Source organism: Caballeronia jiangsuensis (assembly GCF_046030135.1).
Classification (GTDB): domain Bacteria; phylum Pseudomonadota; class Gammaproteobacteria; order Burkholderiales; family Burkholderiaceae; genus Caballeronia; species Caballeronia jiangsuensis.
In genome coordinates this window covers 19,199-40,996 of the sequence record NZ_JAQQDB010000007.1, presented here as the reverse complement: position 1 = coordinate 40,996, position 21,798 = coordinate 19,199, and the positions used below count along the sequence as shown (strand labels likewise).

The 21,798-nt window shown below is 63.5% G+C and carries 20 protein-coding genes; 8 read left to right on the top strand and 12 right to left on the bottom strand.

Annotated elements, in window-relative coordinates; translation table 11 throughout:
* Positions 1-2 precede the first annotated feature (2 nt).
* Positions 3-512 carry an NUDIX domain-containing protein gene (locus tag PQR08_RS09280; RefSeq protein WP_408161264.1) on the bottom strand — a complete coding sequence of 170 codons (510 nt, stop codon included), beginning with the start codon at positions 510-512 and terminating at the stop codon, positions 3-5.
* Between the two features lie 89 nt (positions 513-601).
* On the bottom strand, positions 602-2,074 hold the full coding sequence (locus PQR08_RS09275) for a mechanosensitive ion channel family protein (RefSeq protein ID WP_238289605.1): 1,473 nt from the start codon (positions 2,072-2,074) through the stop codon (positions 602-604).
* A gap of 284 nt (positions 2,075-2,358) precedes the next feature.
* On the opposite strand from PQR08_RS09275, the gene PQR08_RS09270 reads away from it, so the two are divergent.
* Entirely contained in the window at positions 2,359-3,459 is a 1,101-nt protein-coding gene (locus tag PQR08_RS09270; RefSeq protein ID WP_250487274.1) for an NAD(P)-dependent alcohol dehydrogenase, read from the top strand.
* Positions 3,460-3,502: 43 nt separating this feature from the next.
* Here the strand turns inward: PQR08_RS09270 and PQR08_RS09265 are convergent, their stop codons facing one another.
* Positions 3,503-4,411: a LysR substrate-binding domain-containing protein gene (locus PQR08_RS09265; RefSeq protein ID WP_250487273.1), complete on the bottom strand. Its 909-nt coding sequence runs from the start codon at positions 4,409-4,411 to the stop codon at positions 3,503-3,505.
* A 238-nt stretch (positions 4,412-4,649) separates the two neighbouring features.
* Here PQR08_RS09265 and PQR08_RS09260 point away from each other — a divergent pair, with 238 nt between their 5' ends.
* Genes PQR08_RS09260 through PQR08_RS09250 form a run of 3 tightly spaced genes read left to right on the top strand, consistent with a single transcriptional unit; the run spans position 4,650 to position 7,519 of the window.
* The gene (locus PQR08_RS09260; protein ID WP_250487272.1) at positions 4,650-5,243 is read left to right on the top strand and encodes an isochorismatase family protein; all 594 of its coding nucleotides are present in this window, start codon (positions 4,650-4,652) and stop codon (positions 5,241-5,243) included.
* Positions 5,240-6,736, top strand: coding sequence for a GMC family oxidoreductase (locus tag PQR08_RS09255; protein ID WP_250487271.1), 1,497 nt, complete (start codon positions 5,240-5,242; stop codon positions 6,734-6,736). Before PQR08_RS09260 ends, PQR08_RS09255 begins: the two co-directional genes overlap by 4 nt.
* A 39-nt stretch (positions 6,737-6,775) precedes the next feature.
* On the top strand, positions 6,776-7,519 hold the full coding sequence (locus PQR08_RS09250) for a hypothetical protein (RefSeq protein WP_250487270.1): 744 nt from the start codon (positions 6,776-6,778) through the stop codon (positions 7,517-7,519).
* A 17-nt stretch (positions 7,520-7,536) separates the two neighbouring features.
* Here the strand turns inward: PQR08_RS09250 and PQR08_RS09245 are convergent, their stop codons facing one another.
* The gene (locus PQR08_RS09245; protein ID WP_250487269.1) at positions 7,537-8,040 is read right to left on the bottom strand and encodes a GNAT family N-acetyltransferase; all 504 of its coding nucleotides are present in this window, start codon (positions 8,038-8,040) and stop codon (positions 7,537-7,539) included.
* 371 nt (positions 8,041-8,411) lie between these two features.
* Between PQR08_RS09245 and PQR08_RS09240 the strand changes: the two genes are divergently transcribed.
* A complete protein-coding gene (locus tag PQR08_RS09240) occupies positions 8,412-8,936 on the top strand; it encodes a phasin family protein (protein ID WP_250487268.1) in 525 nt (174 codons plus the stop codon).
* Between the two features lie 41 nt (positions 8,937-8,977).
* Here PQR08_RS09240 and PQR08_RS09235 read toward each other — a convergent pair whose 3' ends face one another.
* From PQR08_RS09235 to PQR08_RS09225, 3 genes are read right to left on the bottom strand one after another with little or no spacing between them, the layout of a single operon-like run.
* Positions 8,978-11,035, bottom strand: coding sequence for an ATP-binding protein (locus PQR08_RS09235; protein WP_250487267.1), 2,058 nt, complete (start codon positions 11,033-11,035; stop codon positions 8,978-8,980).
* A gap of 6 nt (positions 11,036-11,041) precedes the next feature.
* Positions 11,042-12,541 (bottom strand): ATPase domain-containing protein, encoded by a 1,500-nt coding sequence (locus tag PQR08_RS09230; protein ID WP_250487266.1) that lies wholly within the window; start codon positions 12,539-12,541, stop codon positions 11,042-11,044.
* Positions 12,531-12,893 (bottom strand): HigA family addiction module antitoxin, encoded by a 363-nt coding sequence (locus PQR08_RS09225; RefSeq protein WP_238289395.1) that lies wholly within the window; start codon positions 12,891-12,893, stop codon positions 12,531-12,533. The genes PQR08_RS09230 and PQR08_RS09225 overlap by 11 nt, the downstream gene beginning before the upstream one ends.
* Before the next feature lie 198 nt (positions 12,894-13,091).
* On the opposite strand from PQR08_RS09225, the gene PQR08_RS09220 reads away from it, so the two are divergent.
* The 3 genes from PQR08_RS09220 to PQR08_RS09210 all read left to right on the top strand — a co-directional run bounded on the left by PQR08_RS09220 (position 13,092) and on the right by PQR08_RS09210 (position 16,519).
* On the top strand, positions 13,092-13,922 hold the full coding sequence (locus PQR08_RS09220; RefSeq protein ID WP_408161263.1) for a CHAD domain-containing protein: 831 nt from the start codon (positions 13,092-13,094) through the stop codon (positions 13,920-13,922).
* Positions 13,923-14,162: 240 nt separating this feature from the next.
* The gene (locus PQR08_RS09215; RefSeq protein WP_187603627.1) at positions 14,163-14,528 is read left to right on the top strand and encodes an NUDIX hydrolase; all 366 of its coding nucleotides are present in this window, start codon (positions 14,163-14,165) and stop codon (positions 14,526-14,528) included.
* Positions 14,529-14,728: 200 nt separating this feature from the next.
* Positions 14,729-16,519 (top strand): acyl-CoA dehydrogenase, encoded by a 1,791-nt coding sequence (locus tag PQR08_RS09210; protein ID WP_250487264.1) that lies wholly within the window; start codon positions 14,729-14,731, stop codon positions 16,517-16,519.
* Positions 16,520-16,574: 55 nt separating this feature from the next.
* Here the strand turns inward: PQR08_RS09210 and phaZ are convergent, their stop codons facing one another.
* From phaZ to PQR08_RS09185, 5 genes are all read right to left on the bottom strand, one after another.
* The gene (gene phaZ, locus PQR08_RS09205) at positions 16,575-17,390 is read right to left on the bottom strand and encodes a poly(3-hydroxyalkanoate) depolymerase (protein ID WP_035499028.1); all 816 of its coding nucleotides are present in this window, start codon (positions 17,388-17,390) and stop codon (positions 16,575-16,577) included.
* 100 nt (positions 17,391-17,490) lie between these two features.
* Complete coding sequence (locus PQR08_RS09200; protein WP_250487263.1) at positions 17,491-19,182, bottom strand: alpha/beta fold hydrolase; 1,692 nt, start codon at positions 19,180-19,182, stop codon at positions 17,491-17,493.
* Between the two features lie 33 nt (positions 19,183-19,215).
* Positions 19,216-19,680 carry a MaoC family dehydratase gene (locus tag PQR08_RS09195; RefSeq protein WP_035499029.1) on the bottom strand — a complete coding sequence of 155 codons (465 nt, stop codon included), beginning with the start codon at positions 19,678-19,680 and terminating at the stop codon, positions 19,216-19,218.
* Between the two features lie 22 nt (positions 19,681-19,702).
* A complete protein-coding gene (locus PQR08_RS09190; protein WP_250487262.1) occupies positions 19,703-21,340 on the bottom strand; it encodes a fatty acid--CoA ligase in 1,638 nt (545 codons plus the stop codon).
* Between the two features lie 49 nt (positions 21,341-21,389).
* Entirely contained in the window at positions 21,390-21,761 is a 372-nt protein-coding gene (locus PQR08_RS09185) for a BON domain-containing protein (RefSeq protein WP_187603632.1), read from the bottom strand.
* Positions 21,762-21,798 lie beyond the last annotated feature (37 nt).

Genomic DNA, 21,798 nt, shown 5'->3' with positions numbered 1-21,798 from the left:
CGCTAGGGCGTCGTGACTTTGCGGGAGTCGTCGGCTTCGGCGAAACAGTACGCAGCGGCGGCCCCTGTCAGCGCGATGCCGCGCAATTCCTCCGGCGATGCCAGATGCGCGGCGACGATCTCGCGGTTATCGAGCCGCAACTCGGGCAAGGCGTCGAGTCTCAGTTCGAAGAAATGCACGGTATCTCTGCGCCCGTCCCAGATACCGGTGGCGCTGCCCGCAGGGACCAGAGCATGGGACGCGAGCCCGATCTCCTCGTCGATTTCACGCAGCGCCGCCGCATAGGGCGTTTCACCGGGATCGACACTGCCGCCCGGCAAATTCCACTCCGGGCGATACGACGGCTTCACGAGCAAAAGCGCCCGCCCGACGTAGATCGCGACGAGCGCGCCTTCGTGATGAGGCCGTCGAAGGCTCCACCACGCGCGCGCGAGGGGGAATGCGACCCGCAGCATCACGCGCCAGACAGAATCGACGAGCGTGGCCGGTCGTGCTTGCTCGACGCTAGGCATGAGCGCTCTCCTTCACTTTCATCGTGTTTCCGTGTGGATATCCCGATCACGAATCATACCGATGCAAAGTTCAGACAGGACTTCATGCCTCAGTTGCTCTTCGAGTCGTCGTGCAGCGAATGCAGGTTCCAGACCTTTCCGACGAGCCACTGGAATAACGAGTGGCCCTTCTCCTGCTCGGCGGGCATCGGCGTCGTGAGCTTGCCGAGCTTGTCCTGCCGATACGCCAGCAGCTCGCACATCTGCTTCGCGACCTCGCCGTGGTCCTTGAGAAAGGACGTCATGTCGTCCTTGCCGAGCTTGAAGAGCACCGACGGCGTAAGCGTCGTGATGGCGACCTGCATCGCAAGCCCGGCGAGCAGGCCTGCTTCGCCGAACGCCTCTCCCGGCCCGATGCGAGAGATTTCGCGACTGCTCGTCCCGTCCATGATGGAGACGGAGAGTACGCCCGAGTGCACGATCGAGAGGCTGTCGGGCACCGTATCGGGTGCCAGGACCTGATGATTCGCCTGGTATTCGTGGCGGGAGAGGCGTTTGGCCAAGCGCGAAACATCGTCGCCGGACAAGCTGTCGAACAGACTCACGCGCTTCAGCAGCGCCTCTCTTTCGTCGTAAGAAGCGGTGGTCGCCGCCGGCACGCCGAGAACGCGCAACACGACGCACGCGGCCGCAAGGTGCCGATAGCAGAGGTCGAAGAGTTCGTTGGATACCGCAAGCTTCTTGTTCATGTCGTCGACGAAGGCCACCACCTCGTACTGCACGGAGTTCGTGGTGGTGCGCTTCATCCGGGCGAACGGAGCCGGCGACGCGAGGATGACGTTGCAGCCGGTGAGTGCGCGTTCCAGGGCATCGAGGACGGTCTTCGGGCGCGCCTCGGGTTCGATCTCGAGGATGAGCGATAGCCCGTGGACGTCTCCCGGTTTGCTGTTATTGGTGATTTTCGCCTTCGCCGCGACAGCGTTCGGCACGATGAGCGTGTTTCCCTGACCGGTCAGCAGATGCGTCGCGCGCCAGTTCATCTCGACGACCTTGCCCTCGACATCGTCGATCACCACCCAGTCGCCTACCGCGTACGGCTCCGTCGTATTGATGACGATGCCCGCGAAGACATCGCTCAGCGTGCTCTGAATCGCGAGGCCCAGCACGATGGCGAGCGCCCCCGAGGTCGCGACGAGTCCGCGCACCGGCAGTTCCAGCACGAAGCCGAGGGCAGCGACCGCCGCGGCGAGGAAGACCACTGCGCCGAACACGTCCGAGAACAGGCGCTGCTTGCGCCATGCCCTGGGCAGCAGCAGCGTATCGAGTGAAAGAGAGAGCAGACGCGCGCCCATCAGCCACCAGATGATTTCCAGAATCTGTCCCAGCCAGTGAAGCTCGACCGCGCCGTAGTCAGGAGCCTGAGTGAAAGGACTGAGGCCCGAGGTGAAAAGAATCCAGCTCAGCGCGAAGAAAAGCGCGAGTCTGATGAACAGCCGCGCGAGATCATGCGCAGGCAGGCGGCCGCGCCAGACGACGAGGTCCACCGCGACGATAGCGAAGCCCAGAATCAGCGGGTATTTCACAGGCACCACCCCCAAATCCATGACCTCGAAAGAATACACATCCGCGGGCGGACTTGTGTAGTTGCGGCAGAGCGGCGGGTGCCGTCGCGCGTTGTCGCAATTGTGCGACGCACCATGACGATTCGATGACGGCTCGCGCAGCGTGGAGCATGCGTTAGATCAAGGAGCGGCGATGCGTTGAAGCGTAGGATGTTCCGGTAGCCACGTCGCGCAGCCCGTATCTTTCGAACGCAGTACGGATCACTAACGATGTGCCGAAACTACCTGAACGGAAGGAGGAATTCATGACCGCCGTGATGAAAGCCGCTGTCTTCATCGAGCCGGGCCGTATCGAACTCGCCGAAAAGCCCATCCCCGACGTGGGCGCCAACGACGCGCTCGTGCGCATCACCACCACCACCATCTGCGGCACCGACGTGCACATCCTGAAAGGCGAATACCCGGTCGCGAAGGGCTTGACCGTCGGCCACGAGCCGGTTGGCGTGATCGAAAAGCTCGGCAGCGCGGTGGTGGGCTACGAGGAAGGCCAGCGCGTCATCGCCGGCGCCATCTGTCCCAACTTCAACTCCTACGCCGCGCAGGACGGCGTCGCCTCGCAGGACGGCAGCTACCTCATCGCGCGCGGCCAGTGCGGCTGTCACGGCTACAAGGCGACGGCCGGCTGGCGTTTCGGCAACATGATCGACGGCACGCAGGCCGAATACGTGCTCGTGCCCGACGCGCAGGCGAACCTCGCGCCGATCCCCGACGGCCTGACCGACGAGCAGGTCCTCATGTGCCCCGACATCATGTCCACGGGCTTCAAGGGCGCGGAGAACGCCAACATCCGGATAGGCGACACGGTGGCCGTGTTCGCGCAAGGTCCGATCGGGCTGTGCGCGACGGCGGGAGCCCGCCTGCTCGGCGCCACGACGATCATCGCGGTGGACGGCAACGATCATCGGCTCGACATGGCGCGCAGAATGGGCGCGGATGTCACGCTCAACTTCAAGAATTGCGATGTCGTGGACGAGATCCTCAAACTCACCGGCGGACGCGGCGTGGATTCGTCGATCGAGGCGCTCGGCACGCAGGGCACGTTCGAATCGGCGCTGCGCATTCTCAAGCCGGGCGGCACGCTGTCGAGTCTCGGCGTGTACTCGTCCGATCTGACGATTCCGCTCGGCGCTTTCGCGGCAGGACTCGGGGACCACAAGATCAACACGGCGCTGTGCCCCGGCGGCAAGGAGCGAATGAGGCGTCTGATGAACGTGATCCAGTCCGGGCGCGTCGAGCTTGGCGCGCTGGTGACGCATCATTACAAGCTGGACGATATCGTCGCCGCGTACGACCTCTTTGCGAATCAGCGGGACGGCGTGCTCAAGGTGGCGATCAAGCCGTTCTGAGCGACGGTTTCCTATGGAACGCACGCCTGCCGGCGTGCACGCGTTACGCCTCCATCGACAGCAACGGCGGAATCTCCTGCACGAGAAAATCCAGCAACGCGCGCACTGAAGGCAACTGGTTCTGCCCATACGGCACGAGCGCGGTGAGTTGCGCATCGCCGCAGGTCCATTCGGGCAGCACACGCATGAGGCGTCCCTGGGCGAGCTCCTCCCTGCACACATAGCCGGGCAACGCGACGATGCCCAGTCCGGCCACGGCCGCGTCCTTGAGCGTGAGCATGCAGCTCGTCATCAACACGGGCGACACGCGCACGGTGCGCACCGTCTCGCCGCGGCGCATGGTCCATTCGTGGGGCACGCCGTCGCGCATCATGAAGAGCGAGCGTCGCTCCGCGATGTCCGCGGGTTCTTCGGGCAAGGTCGCACCGTCGAAGAAGTCCGGGCTGCTGAAGAGCATCCACGGCGTCGGCGCGAGCGGACGCTGAATCAGCGTCGAATCCTGCAAGGGCTGGCTGTGCGCGCGAATCGCGATGTCGAAGCCTTCCGCGACGACATCGACTTCGACATCGGACAGACGCTGCATCAGACGTACCTTCGGAAAGCGATCGCAGAAGCGCGGCAACACGTGGCGCAATGCGAACTGCGCGGTCGCGACGGCCGTCGATATCCGCACCAGTCCGCTCGGCGACAACATGCGCTGACGCACGACCGACTCCGCCGCGAGCGCTTCCTGAAGCATCGAGCGCGCGTGAGCATAGAACTCCGCGCCGATCTCCGTCACCGCGAACTGGCGTGAGGTGCGATTGATGAGCCGCACGCCGAGTTGCGCTTCGAGCTGATTCACACGATAGCTGATCGTCGATTTCGGCAGCGCAAGCGAGCGCGCCGCAGCCGTGATGCTTTTGTGATCGACCACCTGCACGAAGTAGTACATGTCGTTGAGATCCAGCATGTGCGCGTTTCCGAATACGTGTGACGTGATTGGCGTGGCAAGCGTCAGGGATGTTACACGGGGCGTCATCCAGTGCCTCGGACGCTGCGTTCAAGTCTTGGTCATTGGCCGGCTATCCGTCGTCCAATGCGTTGCACGCAGCGTCCACGCGCGACGTCTTGTCTCGGCCAGCCAGACGTCTAAGCTCCGTTCTGACCCATCCACGGAGACGATGATGAAGCCCCAGACGAGAACCCGCATGACCCGCGACAACACCGCCGTGCTCCTGATCGATCATCAGGTCGGACTCTTCACCGGCGTGCGCGATATCGGGGTCGGTGAACTGAAGCACAACGTGGTCGGCCTGGCGAAGGCCGCGAAGGCGCTCGGCCTGCCCGTCATCGCGGTGACGACGGCGCGCGACACCATGTGGGGGCCGACGATCCCCGAACTGCGCGCCGCGCTCGGCGATGCACAGATTCTCGACCGCTCGACCGTCAACGCATGGGACGAGCCGCGTTTCGTCGATAAGGTGAAGGCGGCGCAACGCGACCATCTGATCATCGCGGGGCTGAGCTTCGAAGTCTGTGCGTCGCTGCCGGCGATCTCGGCACGCGAGGAAGGCTATCAACCGGTCGTCGCGCTCGATGCCTGCGGCACCTTCAGCGCGTACAAGCACGAAGCGGGACTCGCGCGTCTGACGGCGCTCGGCATCGAGGTCTCGGACTACGCGACGCTGATGGTCGAAATCATGGCCGACAACGCCGATCCGAAAGCACTGGAAGTCTACGCCGCGCTCGACATGCCGTTCGCCACGCTGATGGGCCAGGTCGCCGAGGGGTTCGCGCGATGAACGGCGAATACGACATCGTCATCGTCGGCGGCGGTTCGGCGGGCGCGGTGCTCGCGAACCGGCTCAGCAGCGAGCCGTCGCGCCGCGTGCTGCTGCTCGAAGCGGGCAATGCGTATCGGCCCAATGGGTTTCCCGCCGTGCTATGGAACGCCGATCACGCCGGCGGCGATGCGGCGCACGACTGGGGCTATCGCGCCGACACGTTCGAAGGCGGCCAGAACATTCCGGCGTGGCGCGCGAAGACGCTCGGCGGCTGTTCGTCCATCAACGCAGCCGTCGCGATGCGCGCGCGCCCCGAGGACTTCGCCAAGTGGACGGCGCGCGGTCTCGAAGGCTGGCGCTTCGACGACGTGCTCGACTGCTTCAAGGCGATCGAGAACACGCCCGACGGCGACGATCGTTATCGCGGACGTCACGGCCCGCTGCCCGTGCGCCAGCGACGCCGTCACGAACTGACGCCGGCCGTCAACGGTTTCGTCGATGGCGCGCTCGAATGCGGCTTCGCGTATGTCGAGGATTTCAACGGCGAGGAACAGGCAGGCGTGTCGCCGTATCCGCTGAACGTGATTTCCGGCCGTCGCATCAATACGGGCATCGCGTTCCTCGATGACGGCGTGCGTGCGCGTTCCAATCTCACGATCGAGGGCGGCGTCGAGATCGATCGCGTATCGATGGAGGGCAGGCGCGCGACCGGCCTCATCGACGTGAACGGCAAGCACTATCGCGCGCGCACCGTGGTCCTCTGCGCGGGGGCGTTCGGCAGCCCCGCCATCCTGATGCGTTCGGGCATCGGACCGGCGGCGCATCTGAACGCGCTCGGCATTCCGCTCGTCGCGAATTTGCCCGTTGGCGAGCGCCTTCAGGAGCATCCGTTCTACTACAACATCTATGCGCTGAAGCCCGGCGCGAACGGCATGTTTCCCGCGGCGGGCGCGATTCTGTGGGCGGCTTCGTCCGAGGCGACGCCCGGCGATCTCGATCTGCATGTCTCCGCGACGCATCTGTTCGATCCGGCGCAATCGCCGACGGGCGGCGCGCTCGTGCTCGCGGCATCGGTGACGCAGCCCGAATCCGTCGGCTATGTGCGCCTGAACGATCGCGATCCGCGCAGCGCGCCGAAGATCGTCTACAACTTTCTGACGACCGGACGCGACCGCCGCCGCATGATCGAGTGCGTGAAGATCGCGCGCAGTATCGGCCGCTCGAAGGCGTTTTCGGCGATGGTCGCGCAAGAGATGACGCCCGGTGCATCCGTGTCCGACGCGGATCTCGAATCCGTGATCCTCGGCAATCTCGACGCATACGCGCATCCGACATCCACCGCGCCGATGGGCGACGATGGCGTGGTCGATAGCAACGGCCGCGTTCACGGCATCGAAGGCCTGATGGTTGTCGATGCGTCCATCATGCCCGGCATCCCGAGCGCGCCGACCAATCTGACGACGATGATGATCGCCGAACACATCGCGGTACGCGTGTTCGCCGCCGCGTGAGGAACGATGAGGACAGCGCCGGATCGGTACAATTCGCGGATGAATTCCTCTTCGACGGCATCGACGCGAGACACGCTGACTTCTTTCTTCTGGAGCGGCGACGCCATCCGCAGCCGGCGCGTAAGCGACATCGTTTTATCGGACGTGCTCGATGTGCCTATGCCTTCTGCAAGCCTGCTTGCGGATTGGCAAAGGGAGACATCGTCGCGACTCGTTCTGGAACGCGGGGATGTCGAGGAAATGCCGCTGGCGCGCGCTCGCGCGCGCTGGCCGGACTACAGGCAGTGCGTGAAGGCAGTGTCCGACTGGACAGCCGCGCTCGGAATGCCCGGCGTGCTTGCCTCGAGTGACGTGGCGCTGATGGCCTGTCGCGGGGCGAGATATCACCATGACGGTGCGCAATACGGCGGCGCGGCCTTTTGCAATCTCTTCCTGAGCGAGGACAAAGGTCTGGACGTGCATTTTCCTTCTACTGGCCGCCGCATTCCACTCGTCCGCGGAACCGCCGTGTTATTCGATACGGCCCAGCCTCATGGTGTCATTCAGCGCCACAGCGACAGGTTCAGTGCGTCCGACTTTGCGCCGGAGCGGGATTTCGTTCAAATATTTTTGACCTGGGAACTTCCCATCGAAGACAGCAACGTTGCGCGGGCGCTTGAGATGGCCTTCGACGTCGCCTGTTCGACCGAACCGCAACCGGATGAAGAGCAAGTCTGGTTAAACGGCGCACCAGCCGCCGTGTCGCCGGAAACGGGTCGATGGTACGCGGTCGACGCTCGCTGACATCGACGACAAACCCGTCACTTCGTTGCGGGCGTCACAGTCCACGTATCCGCGACACCGAGCGGTTTCTCGAAGCACACGGTTTCGCCCGGTTGAAGACTGTCCGGATCGGCCGGTACGCGACGATACCCGCTCGCTTCGCAGGCCCGCGACGCACCCCGTTCTGCCCGCATCGCGGAAAGCCGCAGCGTGTGATAACCAAGCAAGCGCGCCTGCTCTTCGAGATAGGACAGCAAGCTCGCTTCGAGGCCGCGATACCGCGGACGAACATAGAACAGCCGCACCTCGGCGACGTGGTAGCTATGCCGTCGTATCGCGCCGCATCCCATTGCTTCGCCCATCGCGTTTCTCGCTACGACGAAGCGGGCGCGCATGCCGCGCAGATCGCCTGAAGCGATGCCGTGCTGCGCGTTCTGGCCCGTCATGGCCGCAAGGTAAATCTGCCGTTCGTCGCATAGCATGCGAGCGTCGAGCGCATCCGGGTCTTCGCTGCCGATATAGATGGTCTCGAAGTCGTCCATGCGTGCCTCTGTTTTAGGGAACAGAAAGATGATTCTTCCTCGACTTGCATAGCAAAGCGCATTCCGCCGGCGGGGATGTGGAGCTATCGTACCGCCATCATTACTCGACGAGTGCGCACGACGGATTTAGACCGAGCGTGCTCGAGATTTTCATCGCGACATGGGAACCGCCGCGTACTCGCTTCGTCTCAGACGTGAGATACGTCATGGTCCGCCGTCGCGTGCGTGTTTTTCGTCGCGCGTGCACGCGGCTGTCATATCGCGATGAGGTAATCGGACTCCACACGAAGACTAAAGAGCGATCGGCAGGCGGCTTTTCGTCTGCGCATCGTTTTTACCGAAATTCATTCGACTCTTTAAAGGAGTGGTCAATGTTCCAGTATCCCGGTCAATTCGCTTATCAGATTCCGTCGATCGCGCGTGCGAACCTGCAAGTGCTTCTCAACGTCACCGGGCGCTTCGCGAGCGGTCTGCAGGCGCTCACGGAATTGAACGTGCAGACGGTTCGTAAAGTGGTCGAGGAAAGCAACGCGCTCTTGCGCGCGGGCGATGAAGCAGGCGCCGGCGACGTGCTCGGCTGGCAGTCGGTCATGTTCGCGCAGCTTCCCCAGAAGGCCGCTTCATACAGCCAGCATGCGCTGTCGATCATCACGTCGACGCAAGACGACATGATCGGCGAGGTGCGCAATCAATACGAGCGCAACGGCATCAAGCTCGGCGACATGGCGAACGCCGCAACCGACGATGTCAGAACGGTTGCGGAATCGTCGGGCGAACTCATCACGAATCTGGCCGACACCGCCAGCGACGCCGCGCGCGACACGAGCGCAACCGTTCTGGATGCGAGCGGCGAAATCGCGAAGACCACGCGCGCGTCCGCCAAACGTTCGGTCTGATACGAGTTGACGCCTGAGGCCGCACGCGCGGTCTCAGGCTGTCAATGCCTGGGCGCGACCGCCTTGGCGATCTCCATCAGAAGCTGACTCTGCTGATACGGCTTGCGCAGTCTCGGCAGATTCGCTTCCGCGCCTTCCGGCAGTTCGGCATACCCTGTCGCCAGAATGACGGGCAGCATGGGCCTGAGCGTGCGCGCCGCGGTCGCCAGTTCGACGCCGGTCATTCTCGGCATCGAAAAATCAGTGAGCAGGACATCGACTTCGCGGCCGCTTCGCAAAATCTCGAGCGCGGCTTCGCCGGAGTTCGCTTCGATGACCTCTTGCCCGAGATCCTGCAAAAGATACGAAGTGCTGGATGCGATGAGCGGGTCGTCATCGACCACCAGAATGGTTGCGCGTACCGGCGGCGTTTCGGTGGAAATGTTGTCCGCTGGTCTGATCGGCATCTCCGCTTCGGCCACGCCGCTCTCGGAAACCGGAAGCCAAAGCGATGCACACGTGCCTTGTCCCACCATGCTTTCGAGACGCAGCGCCCCTTGTAACTGGCGCGCGAGACCGTGAATCATCGAGAGGCCCAGCCCCGTGCCCTTGCCCACTTCCTTGGTCGTGAAGAACGGTTCCGTGGCTTTCGCGAGCGTCGCGGCGTCCATGCCTGTGCCCGTGTCGCTCACCGTGACCCGGACATAATCGCCCTCGGTCAGTTCACCATCGCCCGATGAATGGGCGAGCGCCACGCTGATGACGATCACGCCGCCGTCGGGCATCGCGTCGCGCGCATTGACGACGAGGTTCAGAATTGCAAGTTCGACCTGATTGACATCGACCAGCGTGAACGGAATTTCGTCCGCGGTATTGATCGTCAATTCGATCATCGAACTGATCGAGCGTTCGAGCAGATCGGACATGCCGTGCACCAGCGCCGGCATCCTGACGGGTTCGACCTTGAGAACCTGCTGTCGTGCGAACGCGAGCAATCGCTGGGTGAGCGCCGCGCCGCGTTGCGCGCCCTTGAGCGCACCTTCCACCAGACGTCCCGCCTTCTCTCCAGGCGGCACCTCCTTTCGCACGAGCTCCAGGTTCGCCATGATCGCCATCAGGAGATTGTTGAAGTCGTGAGCGATGCCGCCCGTCAACTGGCCGATCATTTCGAGCTTCTGAATTTGCCGAAGCAGATCTTCCGTGTGCTCGCGTTGCCGGATTTCATCGAGGACGGCCTGATGCGCGTGTTCCAGTTGCGCCGTGCGCTCCAGCACCTTTCCTTCGAGCGACTCGTTCAAGCGCCGCAACTGATCCTCGGCGGACTTTCGCGGCGTGATATCCGACGACACACCGACGAGTTGCGTGATCCGGCCGAGGTCGTCGCGCACGACACGCGCCCGGATATCGACCCAATGCACGGTGCCGTTCGGCCAGACATTGCGATATTCGATGGCATAGTCGCAGCCCGTTTCGATGCTGCGCATGACCGCCGCCTGCATGCGCTCCCGATCTTCCGGATGAACGCTCGCGCGCAGTTCCTCGTACGTGAAACTGTCGTTCTCTCCGCGCCCGAAGATCGCCTTGCAGGTCGCGGATGCCGTGAGTGTCGGCGTAGCGAGGTCCAGGGTCCAGGAACCGAGTTGCCCGGCGGTCAGCGCGGTACGCAAACGTGCTTCGCCTTCGTGCAGTTCGCGAATCCGCGCCCGTGCGTCGAACTGGCGATGCCGCCCGCGCACCGCTGTCTCGACCACGCTCACAAACGTCGTCGGATGAAAAGGCCGTTCGATGAACGTGACATTGCCGAGCGCTTGCGTCAGCCGTTCGGCCATCGGCCTGCGGTCGGCGCCGCCGCTGCGCCGCGTCAGGACGACGAACGGAAAGTCCGACCAGGGCGGCTGGGACGATACCCATCTGGAGAGCGCGACAAGATCGACGCCATTCAGGGCTTCATCCGCGACGATCGCGCAACAGACATCGTCCGCCAGCTTCGAACCCAGTTGCGGCACGTCCGCGCACGCCGCCGAGTCGATTCCGGCCGCCGCCAGGAGTGTCTGCGCGACGGCGAAGTCGCGCCCCGAAGGCGTGAGCAGGAGCACCGGACATCGATCGAATTCGAACATGCGGCCCTAGCCTTCCTTCGGAGTAAGCAATGGTGCCGAGTTCCCGACGAACGTGGGCACACCGCGCAGCACGCCCTGAAAGTCCTCCAGAGGCGCTCCCAGGACCAGCCCTTTCTTGCCGATGCGAAACTCGCGTATCGATTCTTCGTGCGCGCCCGTGCGCTTCTTGATGACCGAAACGGCGCGCCGTACCCGGCCGAGCGCTTCGAAGTAGCGCAGCAGAATGACCGTATCCGCGAGATAGGTCACGTCGACCGGCGCTTTCATGTCGCCGACGAGGCCGTGCTGCGCGACCGTCAGAAACGTGTTCGCGCCCTGCCGGTTCAGATACTGCAGCAACTCGTGCACATGGAGCACGAGCGCATTCTCTTCGGGCATCGCGGCCTGATAGCCGTTGAGGCTATCGACGACGACCGTCTTTGCGCGCGCGGTATCGACGCTCGCGCGCACGCGATGCGCGAACTCGCCCGGCGACAGCTCCGCGGCATCGACCTGTTCGATATGGAGACTGCCGGCGTCTCTCATCGCTTCGAGGTCGATGCCCATGACCCGAACCCGGTCGAACAGCAGCCCGAGTTCTTCGTCGAACACGAAGAGCGCGGCCTTCTCGCCTCGCCTCACGGCTGCGGCGATGAACTGCAGCGCGAAGAGGCTCTTGCCGGTGCCTGCCGGTCCGAGAATCAGGGTGCTCGATCCTTGCTCGACGCCGCCGCCAAGCAATGCATCCAGTTCGGTCACATCGCTCGTCATCTGGGTACGCGCGAAGCTCGTGCGATGTTCGCCGGCGACGAGCCGCGGAAACACCGACACGCCGCCCCGCCTGATTGCGAAGTCGTGATAGCCGCCGCGAAACTGCTGACCGCGATATTTGAGCACCCTCAGACGACGCCGCTCCGCGCCGTACTGCGGCGACAGTTCCTCCAGCTTGATGACGCCATGCGCCACGCTATGAACCGTCTTGTCCGCAGCTTCGGAAGTCAGATCGTCGAGCAGCAGCACGGTAGCGTCGCGCCCTGCGAAGTAATGTTTGAACGCGAGAATCTGCCGGCGGTAACGCAAGGAGCTTTGCGCAAGCAAGCGGATTTCGGAGAGGCTGTCGATCACGACGCGCTTCGGCCTGACGCGCTCGAATTCCCCGAGTATCAGCCGCGTCGTCTCACCCAGTTCGAGATCCGAGGAATAGAGCAGCGTTTGCTGCTGATCCGGATCGAGCAGGTTTTCAGAGGGACTCACTTCGAAGATGCTGATCTCGTCGCCGAGGCTCCAGCCGTGCGACAAAGCGCCGTTGCGCAACTCCGATGCCGTTTCCGAAAGCGTGATGTATAGGCATGGCTCGCCCGCTTCCGCGCCGGCCATCAGAAAGCTGAGTGCGATGGTTGTCTTGCCGGTGCCGGGACTGCCCTCCAACAAGAACACGTTCCCTTTGCTCAGACCGCCGACAAGAATGTCGTCGAGTCCTGAGACGCCCGTTCGGGCATATTGTGGCGTTGCGATATTAGCGTCCATCGGTTGCTCCGAGCTGCTTCATCGCCGTGCGAGAAAGCCGATATCTTGGGATTTGCGGCAGTGCATCCGCCAACGATGCGCGAGCGTCGCGCAGATCATGGGCGCATTGCAGTTGAAGCCAGAACAGGGCCGAGATTCCGCAGAGCGCTTCCAGCCGCACCGCCATCTCGGGGGTGAGACTCGCGCTGGCGTCGAAGATTCGGTGCAGCGTCTGACGAGACACGCCCAGATCCCGCGCCGCCTGGCTCACGGAAAGACCAAGACGCGGCAGCACGAAGTCCTTGAGAAGAACGCCCGGGTGGCGAACCTCGCGGGGTTGATCAGCAATATGGGAAATGGCCGCAACGGTCATGTCGGGTGTAACCTCCTGCGTGACACCCTGCGGAGCATATCACGAGGCTCGGGGCCGATAGCGCGAGCGTGCTTTTCCGTGCGGTTCCGGCCTGGACCTATCGTGATTCGATGCAGCCGCTCCACAAAGAACTGCGCCGCGTCGGGGGCACGCATTTTGCCTCAGGGACAGGATCACTGAAAATGCGGAGACACTGCCATGACGACGGACGATACCCACCGCGCCGTGGAGCGCGAATCAGTAGCCGAAGCGAACTTCGCGACGTACGCCGAGCCGCTGGTGCACGAGGCCATCGAGGAAGCGTCGGCCCTCAAAGACACCGCCGACGCCGAGAAGCTGCACAAGTTGCGCGTCGCGTTGCGCCGGCTGCGCACGCTGCTGTGGGCTTACCGCCCCATCCTCGACGAGCAGTTCGACAACGAGCAGCGCGCCGTTTTGAAATTTCTCGCGAGCGCAGCGGGGAACACGCGCGACTGGGACATCCTGATCAGCCTCGTCGGAAAAAAGAGTGACGAAGAACTGCTGGGCGCGTTCAGACAAAACAGAGCGCAAACCGCGGATCAAAGTCGCGAGACGCTCCTGAACTCGGATCTGACGAAACTGTTGCGCGCAGCAATCAGCGAAGCTAACCGTGAGTTGAACACCTCCCCGGCGCGTACGCCCTTGACCAAATTCGCGCGTAAGCGCGTATCCACGGCGCAGAAGCAGCTCAAGAAACGTATGCGACACGCGTCGAAAGCGGGCCGCTCAGAATACGACTCGTATCACGATGTCCGCAAGGCCGGGAAAAAGGTCCGTTACCTCATCGAATTCTTCGAACCGCTCTTGCAGAAAAACCAGCGCAAGGGTCTGAAGGAGCTGAAGCGGATACAAAAGCGCTTCGGCGGATTGAACGACGTCGTCGCCAGCCGCGCGCTACTGACGGCGCATCGAGGATCATTGCCTGAAGGAACGAGCACCGACGCAGCGCTCCGGTTGCTCAAGAAGGAACAGAAGCGCCGTCTGAAGGCGGCGTCAAGGCTGCTGTAGGACGGGTATCGCCCCGACAAGATCGACGGCAGGATTTCGATGACGCTTTTATGTCACACAGTCAAATTCAAATTCGTCGCTGGTTAATTTATCGTTGGCGAATTGGCCTGCTTTTGTAATAGCATTGGCGCACGCTGCGCGTGTCAAGGTTCAGGCGTCGGTTATCTCGATCGACGCCGGGCTGCGCGCAGCCGGAGACTTCCAGCAATCGACATCAGAATAAAACGCGGAGTTCAAGTCTTGAAGAAACGCGCCACCGTCATCTGTCGAAAAGGCAAACGAATTTTGCTCGTCGCAAGAGAGTCCAAATGGGCTCTGCCGGGTGGCATGCTCAAACGGGGCGAGCATCTGCCCGACGCGGCGCTTCGGGAACTCAAGGAAGAAACGCAGCTCTCCGGCAAATCGGCGAAATACCTTTTCGACTTCAAGAGCAAGCAGAAACATCATCACGTCTTCTATTGCGATATCCCGAGCCGGGCGAAGCCGCGTCCGAACAATGAAATCTCCAAATGCCGCTGGGTGGAGCTCGAAGAACTTCGACGGCTCATGACCAGCGCGCCGACGGGCGATATCGTGAAGCTGGCCAGTCAAAAGAGAAAGAAGTAACCCTCCCTCCGCGAGAGGTGCGCGCCGGAACATCCCCGTTCTAAGATCAGCCCAGCGCACTTCCCAACACATCAGGCATCGACCAGCGATCGCTCGCGGCGCTCACGCCGATCTCGAGTCGTTTCCGCGCATCTGCCTCGGCTCATTCTGACGACGAGGCCTTGCCGCAGCCGTCGAATCGATGCCACCGGAGAAACACTTTGAGCTATACCGCCCCATTGAAGGACATGTTGTTCGTGATCGAGGAGCTCGCCGACGTGGCGAGCGTTTCCGCGCTGCCGGGCTTCGAAGACGCCACGCTCGAAATCGCGCAGGCCGTGCTCGACGAAGCCGCGAAGTTCAACGGCGAGGTGCTTGCGCCGCTCAACGCCGAAGGCGACAAACATCCGAGCGAGTGGCATGACGGCAAGGTCATGACGACGCCCGGTTTCAAGGAAGCATTTCGGCAGTACGGGGAAGGCGGCTGGCAGGGCGTCGTGCATCCGGCCGACTTCGGCGGACAGGGGCTGCCGAAGCTCATCGCGACGCCGTGCATCGAAATGCTGAACGCCGCGAACATGTCGTTTGCGCTCTGCCCGCTCCTGACCGACGGCGCGATCGAAGCGCTGCTCACCGCAGGCTCCGACGAACTGAAGCAGCGCTATCTGCCGAAGCTCATCTCGGGCGAATGGACCGGCACGATGAACCTCACGGAGCCGCAGGCGGGCTCCGATCTCGCGCTGGTGCGCACACGCGCCGAGCCGCAAGGCGACGGCACGTACCAGGTCTTCGGCACGAAGATCTTCATCACCTACGGCGAGCACGACATGGCGGAGAACATCGTCCATCTCGTGCTTGCGCGCACGCCGGGCGCGCCCGAGGGCGTCAAGGGCATCTCGCTCTTTCTCGTGCCGAAATTCCTCGTCGACGAAGACGGCTCGCTAGGCGAGCGCAACGACGTGCATTGCGTGTCGATCGAACACAAGCTGGGCATCAAGGCAAGCCCGACGGCCGTGCTGCAATACGGCGATCATGGCGGCGCGACCGGCTATCTGATCGGCGAGGAAAATCGCGGCGTCGAATACATGTTCATCATGATGAACGCGGCGCGCTTCGCGGTGGGCGTGCAGGGCATCGCGGTGTCCGATCGCGCCTACCAGCAGGCCGCCGCATATGCGAAGGATCGTGTGCAAAGCCGTCCCGTCGATGGTTCCGCGAAACAGTCCGTCGCCATCATCCGGCACCCCGACGTGCGCCGCATGCTCTCGACGATGCGCGCCCTGACCGAAGGCGCCCGCGCGCTGGCCTATGTCGCGGCGGCGCACTCCGACTTCGCGCATCACGCGGCCGACGCCGACACGCGCGCGTTTCATTCCGCGATCTACGAATACCTCGTGCCGATCGTGAAGGGCTGGAGCACGGAGATGTCGATCGACGTCACGAGCCTCGGCGTGCAGGTGCATGGCGGCATGGGTTTCATCGAGGAGACCGGCGCGGCGCAGCATCTTCGCGACGCGCGCATCCTGACGATCTACGAAGGCACCACCGCGATTCAGGCCAACGACCTGATCGGCCGCAAGACGGTCCGCGACGGCGGCGCGGCGGCTCGCGCGATCCTCGCGCAGATCGACGAGACGCTCGCCGCGCTCGAACAGCACGACGGCGCTGCGTTCGACGCGATGCATCGGCGGCTCTCGGCCGGACGCGCCGCGCTTGCGAGCACCGTCGATTTCGTGCTGCGCAAAGCGAAAGACGATCCCAATGCCGTGTTTGCGGGCGGCGTGGCTTATCTGAAGCTCGCGGGCATCGTGCTGTCGGGCTGGCAGATGGCGCGCGCGCTGATCGTGGCGAATACCCGGCGCGCCGACGATCCCGCGTTCTACGGCGCAAAGATCGCGACGGCGCATTTCTTCGCCGATCACGTGCTGCCGCAGGCCGTCGCGCTGGAAGCGTCGATCGTGAGCGCCAAGGGTGATCAGGGCATGTTCGCGCTCGCCGAAGACCAGTTCTGAGCGAGCGGCGAGGATCGGGCGGCGCGTTTTGCCGCCCGATCCTCGCCCTTGCTAACTACCCCGCCAGCAGAAAGTCGCGCACCAAAGGCCCCACCACACTCGTCTGCGTGATGAGAAAGAGATGGCCGTCCTCGATGACGTGCAGCGTCGCCTGACGAATGCGGCTGGCGATGATCTTCGCGTTGACGAGCGGGACGATCGGATCGTCGTCGCCATGCATGACGAGGGTCCGCTGACGCAGGGAGCCGAGCCAGAGCAGGCTGCTCCATCCACATGTGGCGAGTAGCTGATACACGTACCCGCGTCCGCCCGGCGCCTGAATGTGGCGGCCGTGTTCCTCCAGAAGCTCGGGATCGCGCCGGTATGCGCCGCCATAGATCTCCGCGCCGACTTCGCGCAAATAATCGGGATCGCGATAACGCCGCGCGCCGATCAGACGGGAGAGCACGGACAACCGTCCGGGCACCATGATGACGCCCGGCGACGTGGCGGCCAGCACCAGCCGCCGGCAGCGGTACGGATACAGATACGCGAACTGCTGCGCGAGCGCGCCGCCCCACGATACCCCGAGCACATCCACTTGCCCGTCATAGCCGAGATGCGAGAGCAGCTTGTCGGTGAGCACCGCCAGCGTGGAAAAGCGATACGGCACGAGCGGCGCGGGAGAGCCTCCCACGCCCGGAATATCGAAAATCACGACTTCCACGTCGCCGAGTGCATCGACAAACGGCTGTACCAGTTCGAGATTGGCGCCGATGCCATTGAAGATCACAAGCGGCGGCGAAGCATCGCTGCCTCGCCAGATGCCGACGCGAAGCAGTTGACCGTCCATCGTGACGGTCTGAATGTCCATCGTGCGCACAGTTTTCATCGTTCTTTTCCATGTGGATATAAACGGAACGCCGCGCGGGCGCGCGGCGTTTTTTTTCGATGCGCTTGTCGGCTGTCGACTGCGGGCCTGAAACCGCTAATCAAGCCTCCAGAACATAGGTTCCGGGTGCGTCGGCGAGCCGCTTGTGCCGTCTGTTGCCGAGCGACTTCGGCGCCGCGCGCAGTTCGCCGGAACGAGCGGCGAGCCACTCGCGCCAGTCGCTCCACCACGATCCCGCTTCGGGCTTCGCGCCGGCGAGCCAAGCGTCGGCGTCTTCAGGCAATTCGTCGTTGCGGAAGAACTTCGCCTTCGGATTGCCCGGCGGATTGATCAGGCTCTGGATATGGCCGCTCGAACTCAGCACGTAGCGCGTTTTTCCGCCGAATGCGCGCGCGGTGTTGTAGACGCCTTTCCACGGCGTGATGTGATCGGTCATGCCCGCCATGACGTAGGTGTCGCAAGTGACCGCGGACAGATCGACCGGCGTGCCGAGGACCTTCAGCCCCCGCGGCGTGCTCAGCAGATTGCCCGTGAAGATGTCGAGCAACTGGCCGTGCAGCTTCGCCGGCAGACGCGTCGCGTCGTTGTTCCAGTAAAGGACGTCGAAGGCGGGCGGCGCTTCGCCGAGCAGATAGTTGTTGATCCAGAAGTTCCACACCAGATCGTTGGGTCGCATCCACGCGAACACGCGGCCCATTTCCTCGCCGGCCAGCACGCCCTTGGCCTGGCTGTTGCGCTTGGCGATCTCGACGGTCTCGGGCGTGGTGAAAAGCCCGAGCTGCGACGGCGAGGTGCTGTCCAGCACCGCCACCATCAGCGTGGCCGCATTGACGGACTTGTCGCCGCGGCTGGCCAGATGGCCGAGCAGCGCCGAGATCGTCATCGCGCCGGAGCACGCGCCGTGCAGGTTCACGTCCGGGTTGCCGGTGATGTCGCGCACGGCCTGAATCGCTTCGATGAGCGCGGCGACATACGTGTCGATGTCCCAGTCGCGATGTTCCTCGCCCGGATTGCGCCAGCTCACGGCGAATACCTGAAACTCGCTCTTCACCAGATACTCGACGATGCTCTTGTTCGCCGACAGATCGAAAACGTAGTACTTGTTGATCTGCGGCGGCACGATCAGTTGCGCACGCGCGTAGACGTTCGGCGTCGCCGGCGTGTACTGAATGAGTTCGAGCACTTCGTTGCGAAACACGACCGCACCCGGGGTCGTGGCGAGATTGCCGCCGACCCGAAACGCGCGCTTGTCGACCTGGGACGGCATGCCCTTGTTGCCGAGCGTATCGGCGAGCATGTTTCTCATGCCGGCGACGACGCTCGCGCCGCCCGACTCCACGGCCTTGCGAAGCGCCACGGGATTGCCCGCCAGCGTGTTGGTCGGCGCGAGCGCGTCCGTCACGAGCGACATCACGAATTGCGCGCGCTCCTTGTTCCGGTCGTCCAGCGCCGAGCGCTCGACGAATCCGGCGAGCGCATCGCGCCAGGCGAGATAGCCCTGCAATGTCGTGCGATACAGCGGCTGATCGCGCCATGCCGGATCGGCGAAACGTTTGTCGCTCCGTTCCGGCGTGGACGTTTCCTTGCCGCTCACCGCCGACGTCAGATCGCGCGCGAGCGCCGCGGTCTGGTCCAGCAGCAGCGCGGGATGCAGCATCGCCTGCGTGCCGATCTGCCGGGCGGCGGCGAGCATGTCGATGGCGCGCAGCCCGACGAACGGGTTGGGCCCGAGCATGCCGTCGGTTGCGCCAGCCGTGATGTCGTCGTTGCCGCTGTTCATGTTTGCTGCCATCTCGATCTCCGAACTTTCATCCTTGCTCACCCGTCACGCCAGAATCATCACGAGCGTCTGGGCGATCAGCGCGGGCTTTTCCTCGCCTTCCACCTGCAACGCGTTGTCCGCCCTGACGATGATCCGCCCGCCGCCCTTCCTTTCGACATCCGTCAGCATCACGCGGCTTCTGACGCGGGAGCCGGATCGGACCGGCGCCATGAAGCGCACCTTGTCGAGCCCGTAGTTCAGGGCCGCCGACGCATCCGCCGGGATGATGCCCACTTCGATCGCGAGCGTCGCCAGCAGCGAAAGCGTCAGGTAGCCGTGCGCGATCGTGCCGCCGAACGGACCCTCGCGCTTCGCGCGCTCCTCGTTCATGTGTATCCACTGCGTATCGCCGGTGCAATGCGCGAATGCGTCGATGCGTGCCTGGTCGACGACGACCCATTCCGACACACCCAGTTCACGGCCGACGAACTCATCGATCGTCGCCATGCTGTATCCAGTCTTGCTCATGCTTTAACTTTCCTTCGAGCGATCACGCGAACTGTTCGCGCAACCGCTTCTTGTTCAATTTGCCGACGCTCGTCTTTTCGAGCTGATCGACGATCCTCACGACCTGCGGCACGGCGTACTTCGAAATTCGTCCGGATTCGCTGAACCCGAGCACGTGATTCCGGATGTCCTCTTCCGACACGGGCGGCGTGAACTGCGGCTTGCGCACGATCAGCGCCACGGGCCGTTCGCCCCACTTCTCGTCCTTCACGCCGATCACGGCCACTTCGGAGACGCCCGGATGCAGCGAGATCAGGTTCTCGATCTCCAGCGACGAAACCCACTCGCCGCCGGACTTGATCACGTCCTTGATGCGGTCGGTGATCTGCAGATACCCGTTCGTATCGATGTTCGCGATGTCCTGCGTATGCAGATAGCCGCCTTCCCAGAGCTTTTCCGACGCGTCGGCATCCTTCAGATAGCCTTGCGTGAGCCACGGCGCGCGCACGACGACCTCGCCGCTCGCACGACCGTCGTGTGCGACGTCGGCGCCTTCCTCGTTCACGATGCGCAGATCGACGAGCGGCAGCGGCAGACCCGTCTTGCAGCGCAAGGGCACCTGCTCGTCGAGGCCGAGCGTCTCGCTGCCGGGCTTTAGCTGCGCGAGACTCATCAGGGGACAGCTCTCGGACATGCCATAGCCCGCGAAGATATCGATGCCGCGATCGAGCGCCGCGCGCGCGAGGCCCTGCGGCAGCGCGCCCCCGCCGATGACCACTTTCCATCCGCTGAGATCGACGCTCTTCGCTTCGCCGCAATTGAGCAGCATGTGCATGATGGTGCCGACGCAATGCGAGAACGTGACGCCTTCATCGCGCACCAGGGCGACGAGCCGCTCGGGCACGTAGCGGCCGGGATAGACCTGCTTCACGCCCAGCACGGTCGCGATGTACGGCATGCCCCATGCGTGGACGTGGAACATCGGCGTGATCGGCATGTACACGTCGCCGCGATGAAAGCGCTGTCCCGATACCGGGCTCGCGAGCGCGGCCATCCCCGTGATGGTGTGCAGCACGAGCTGGCGGTGCGAAAAGTAGACGCCCTTGGGCAGACCGGTCGTGCCCGTCGTATAGAACGTGGTGGCGCGCGTGTTCTCGTCGAAGTCCGGGAAGTCGTAGGCGGCCTCGCTCGCGGCGAGCATGCTCTCGTATTCGTCCGCGAACGGGATCGCGTGCGCGTCGGCGGCGCTGCCTTCGTCTTCGATCAGGATGAAGGTGCGCACCGATTCGAGCTGATCGCGGATCGATTCGATGACCGGCAGGAAGTCCGCGTGGACGAGCAGGATCTGCGCGCCCGCGTGGTTGATCGTGTAGGCGATCTCCGCCGGCGAGAGCCGCACGTTGACCGTCTGCAGCACGGCGCCCATCATCGGAATGGCGAAGTAGCATTCGAGGTAGCGATGGCTGTCCCAGTCCATCACCGCGACGGTGCTGCCCATGATCGCGCCGTGCCGCTCGAGACCGTTGGCGAGGCGCCCTATGCGCTCGCGCATCGCGCGGTAAGTGAGGCGCGTCTCGCCGCGATACACGATCTCCTGATCGGGCGCGTGCGCGAGCGGTGTGTGCAAAAGATGCTTGATGAGCAGCGGGTACGCATACGCCGACTGGGTGGGTTCGAACATGTCGTGATTCACTTGATTTTCCTTGATGCAGGGCCGCGCGCCGCGTGGACTACTGCGCGAAATTGCGCCTGATAGCCAGTTTGTTCGTCACCGACACGACGCCGGGGACGCCTTTCGCCAGGGCGCCGACCTTCTCGATCTGCGCGGCGTCGATCACCGTGCCGGTCAGCGTCACCGCGCCGCTCTTCACGCCGACGCCGATATCGCCGGCGTCGATGCTCTTGTCCTTCGCGAACTCGGCGTAGACGAGCTTGCGCAGCGCGCGATTTTCCTTGCGCGTGGCGACCGGCGCGCTCGCGCTCGACGCAACCGAAGGCGCGCTCGCGGCCGCGATGGTGTCGCCGGCATAAGAAGCGGCTCCGATCGACGCCAGGACGATCAACGCCGCAAAACCTGATCCGAATGGCTTGATGCTCTTCATGGACTGTTCCATTTATTGTTCACGGGATTTTCGTGTC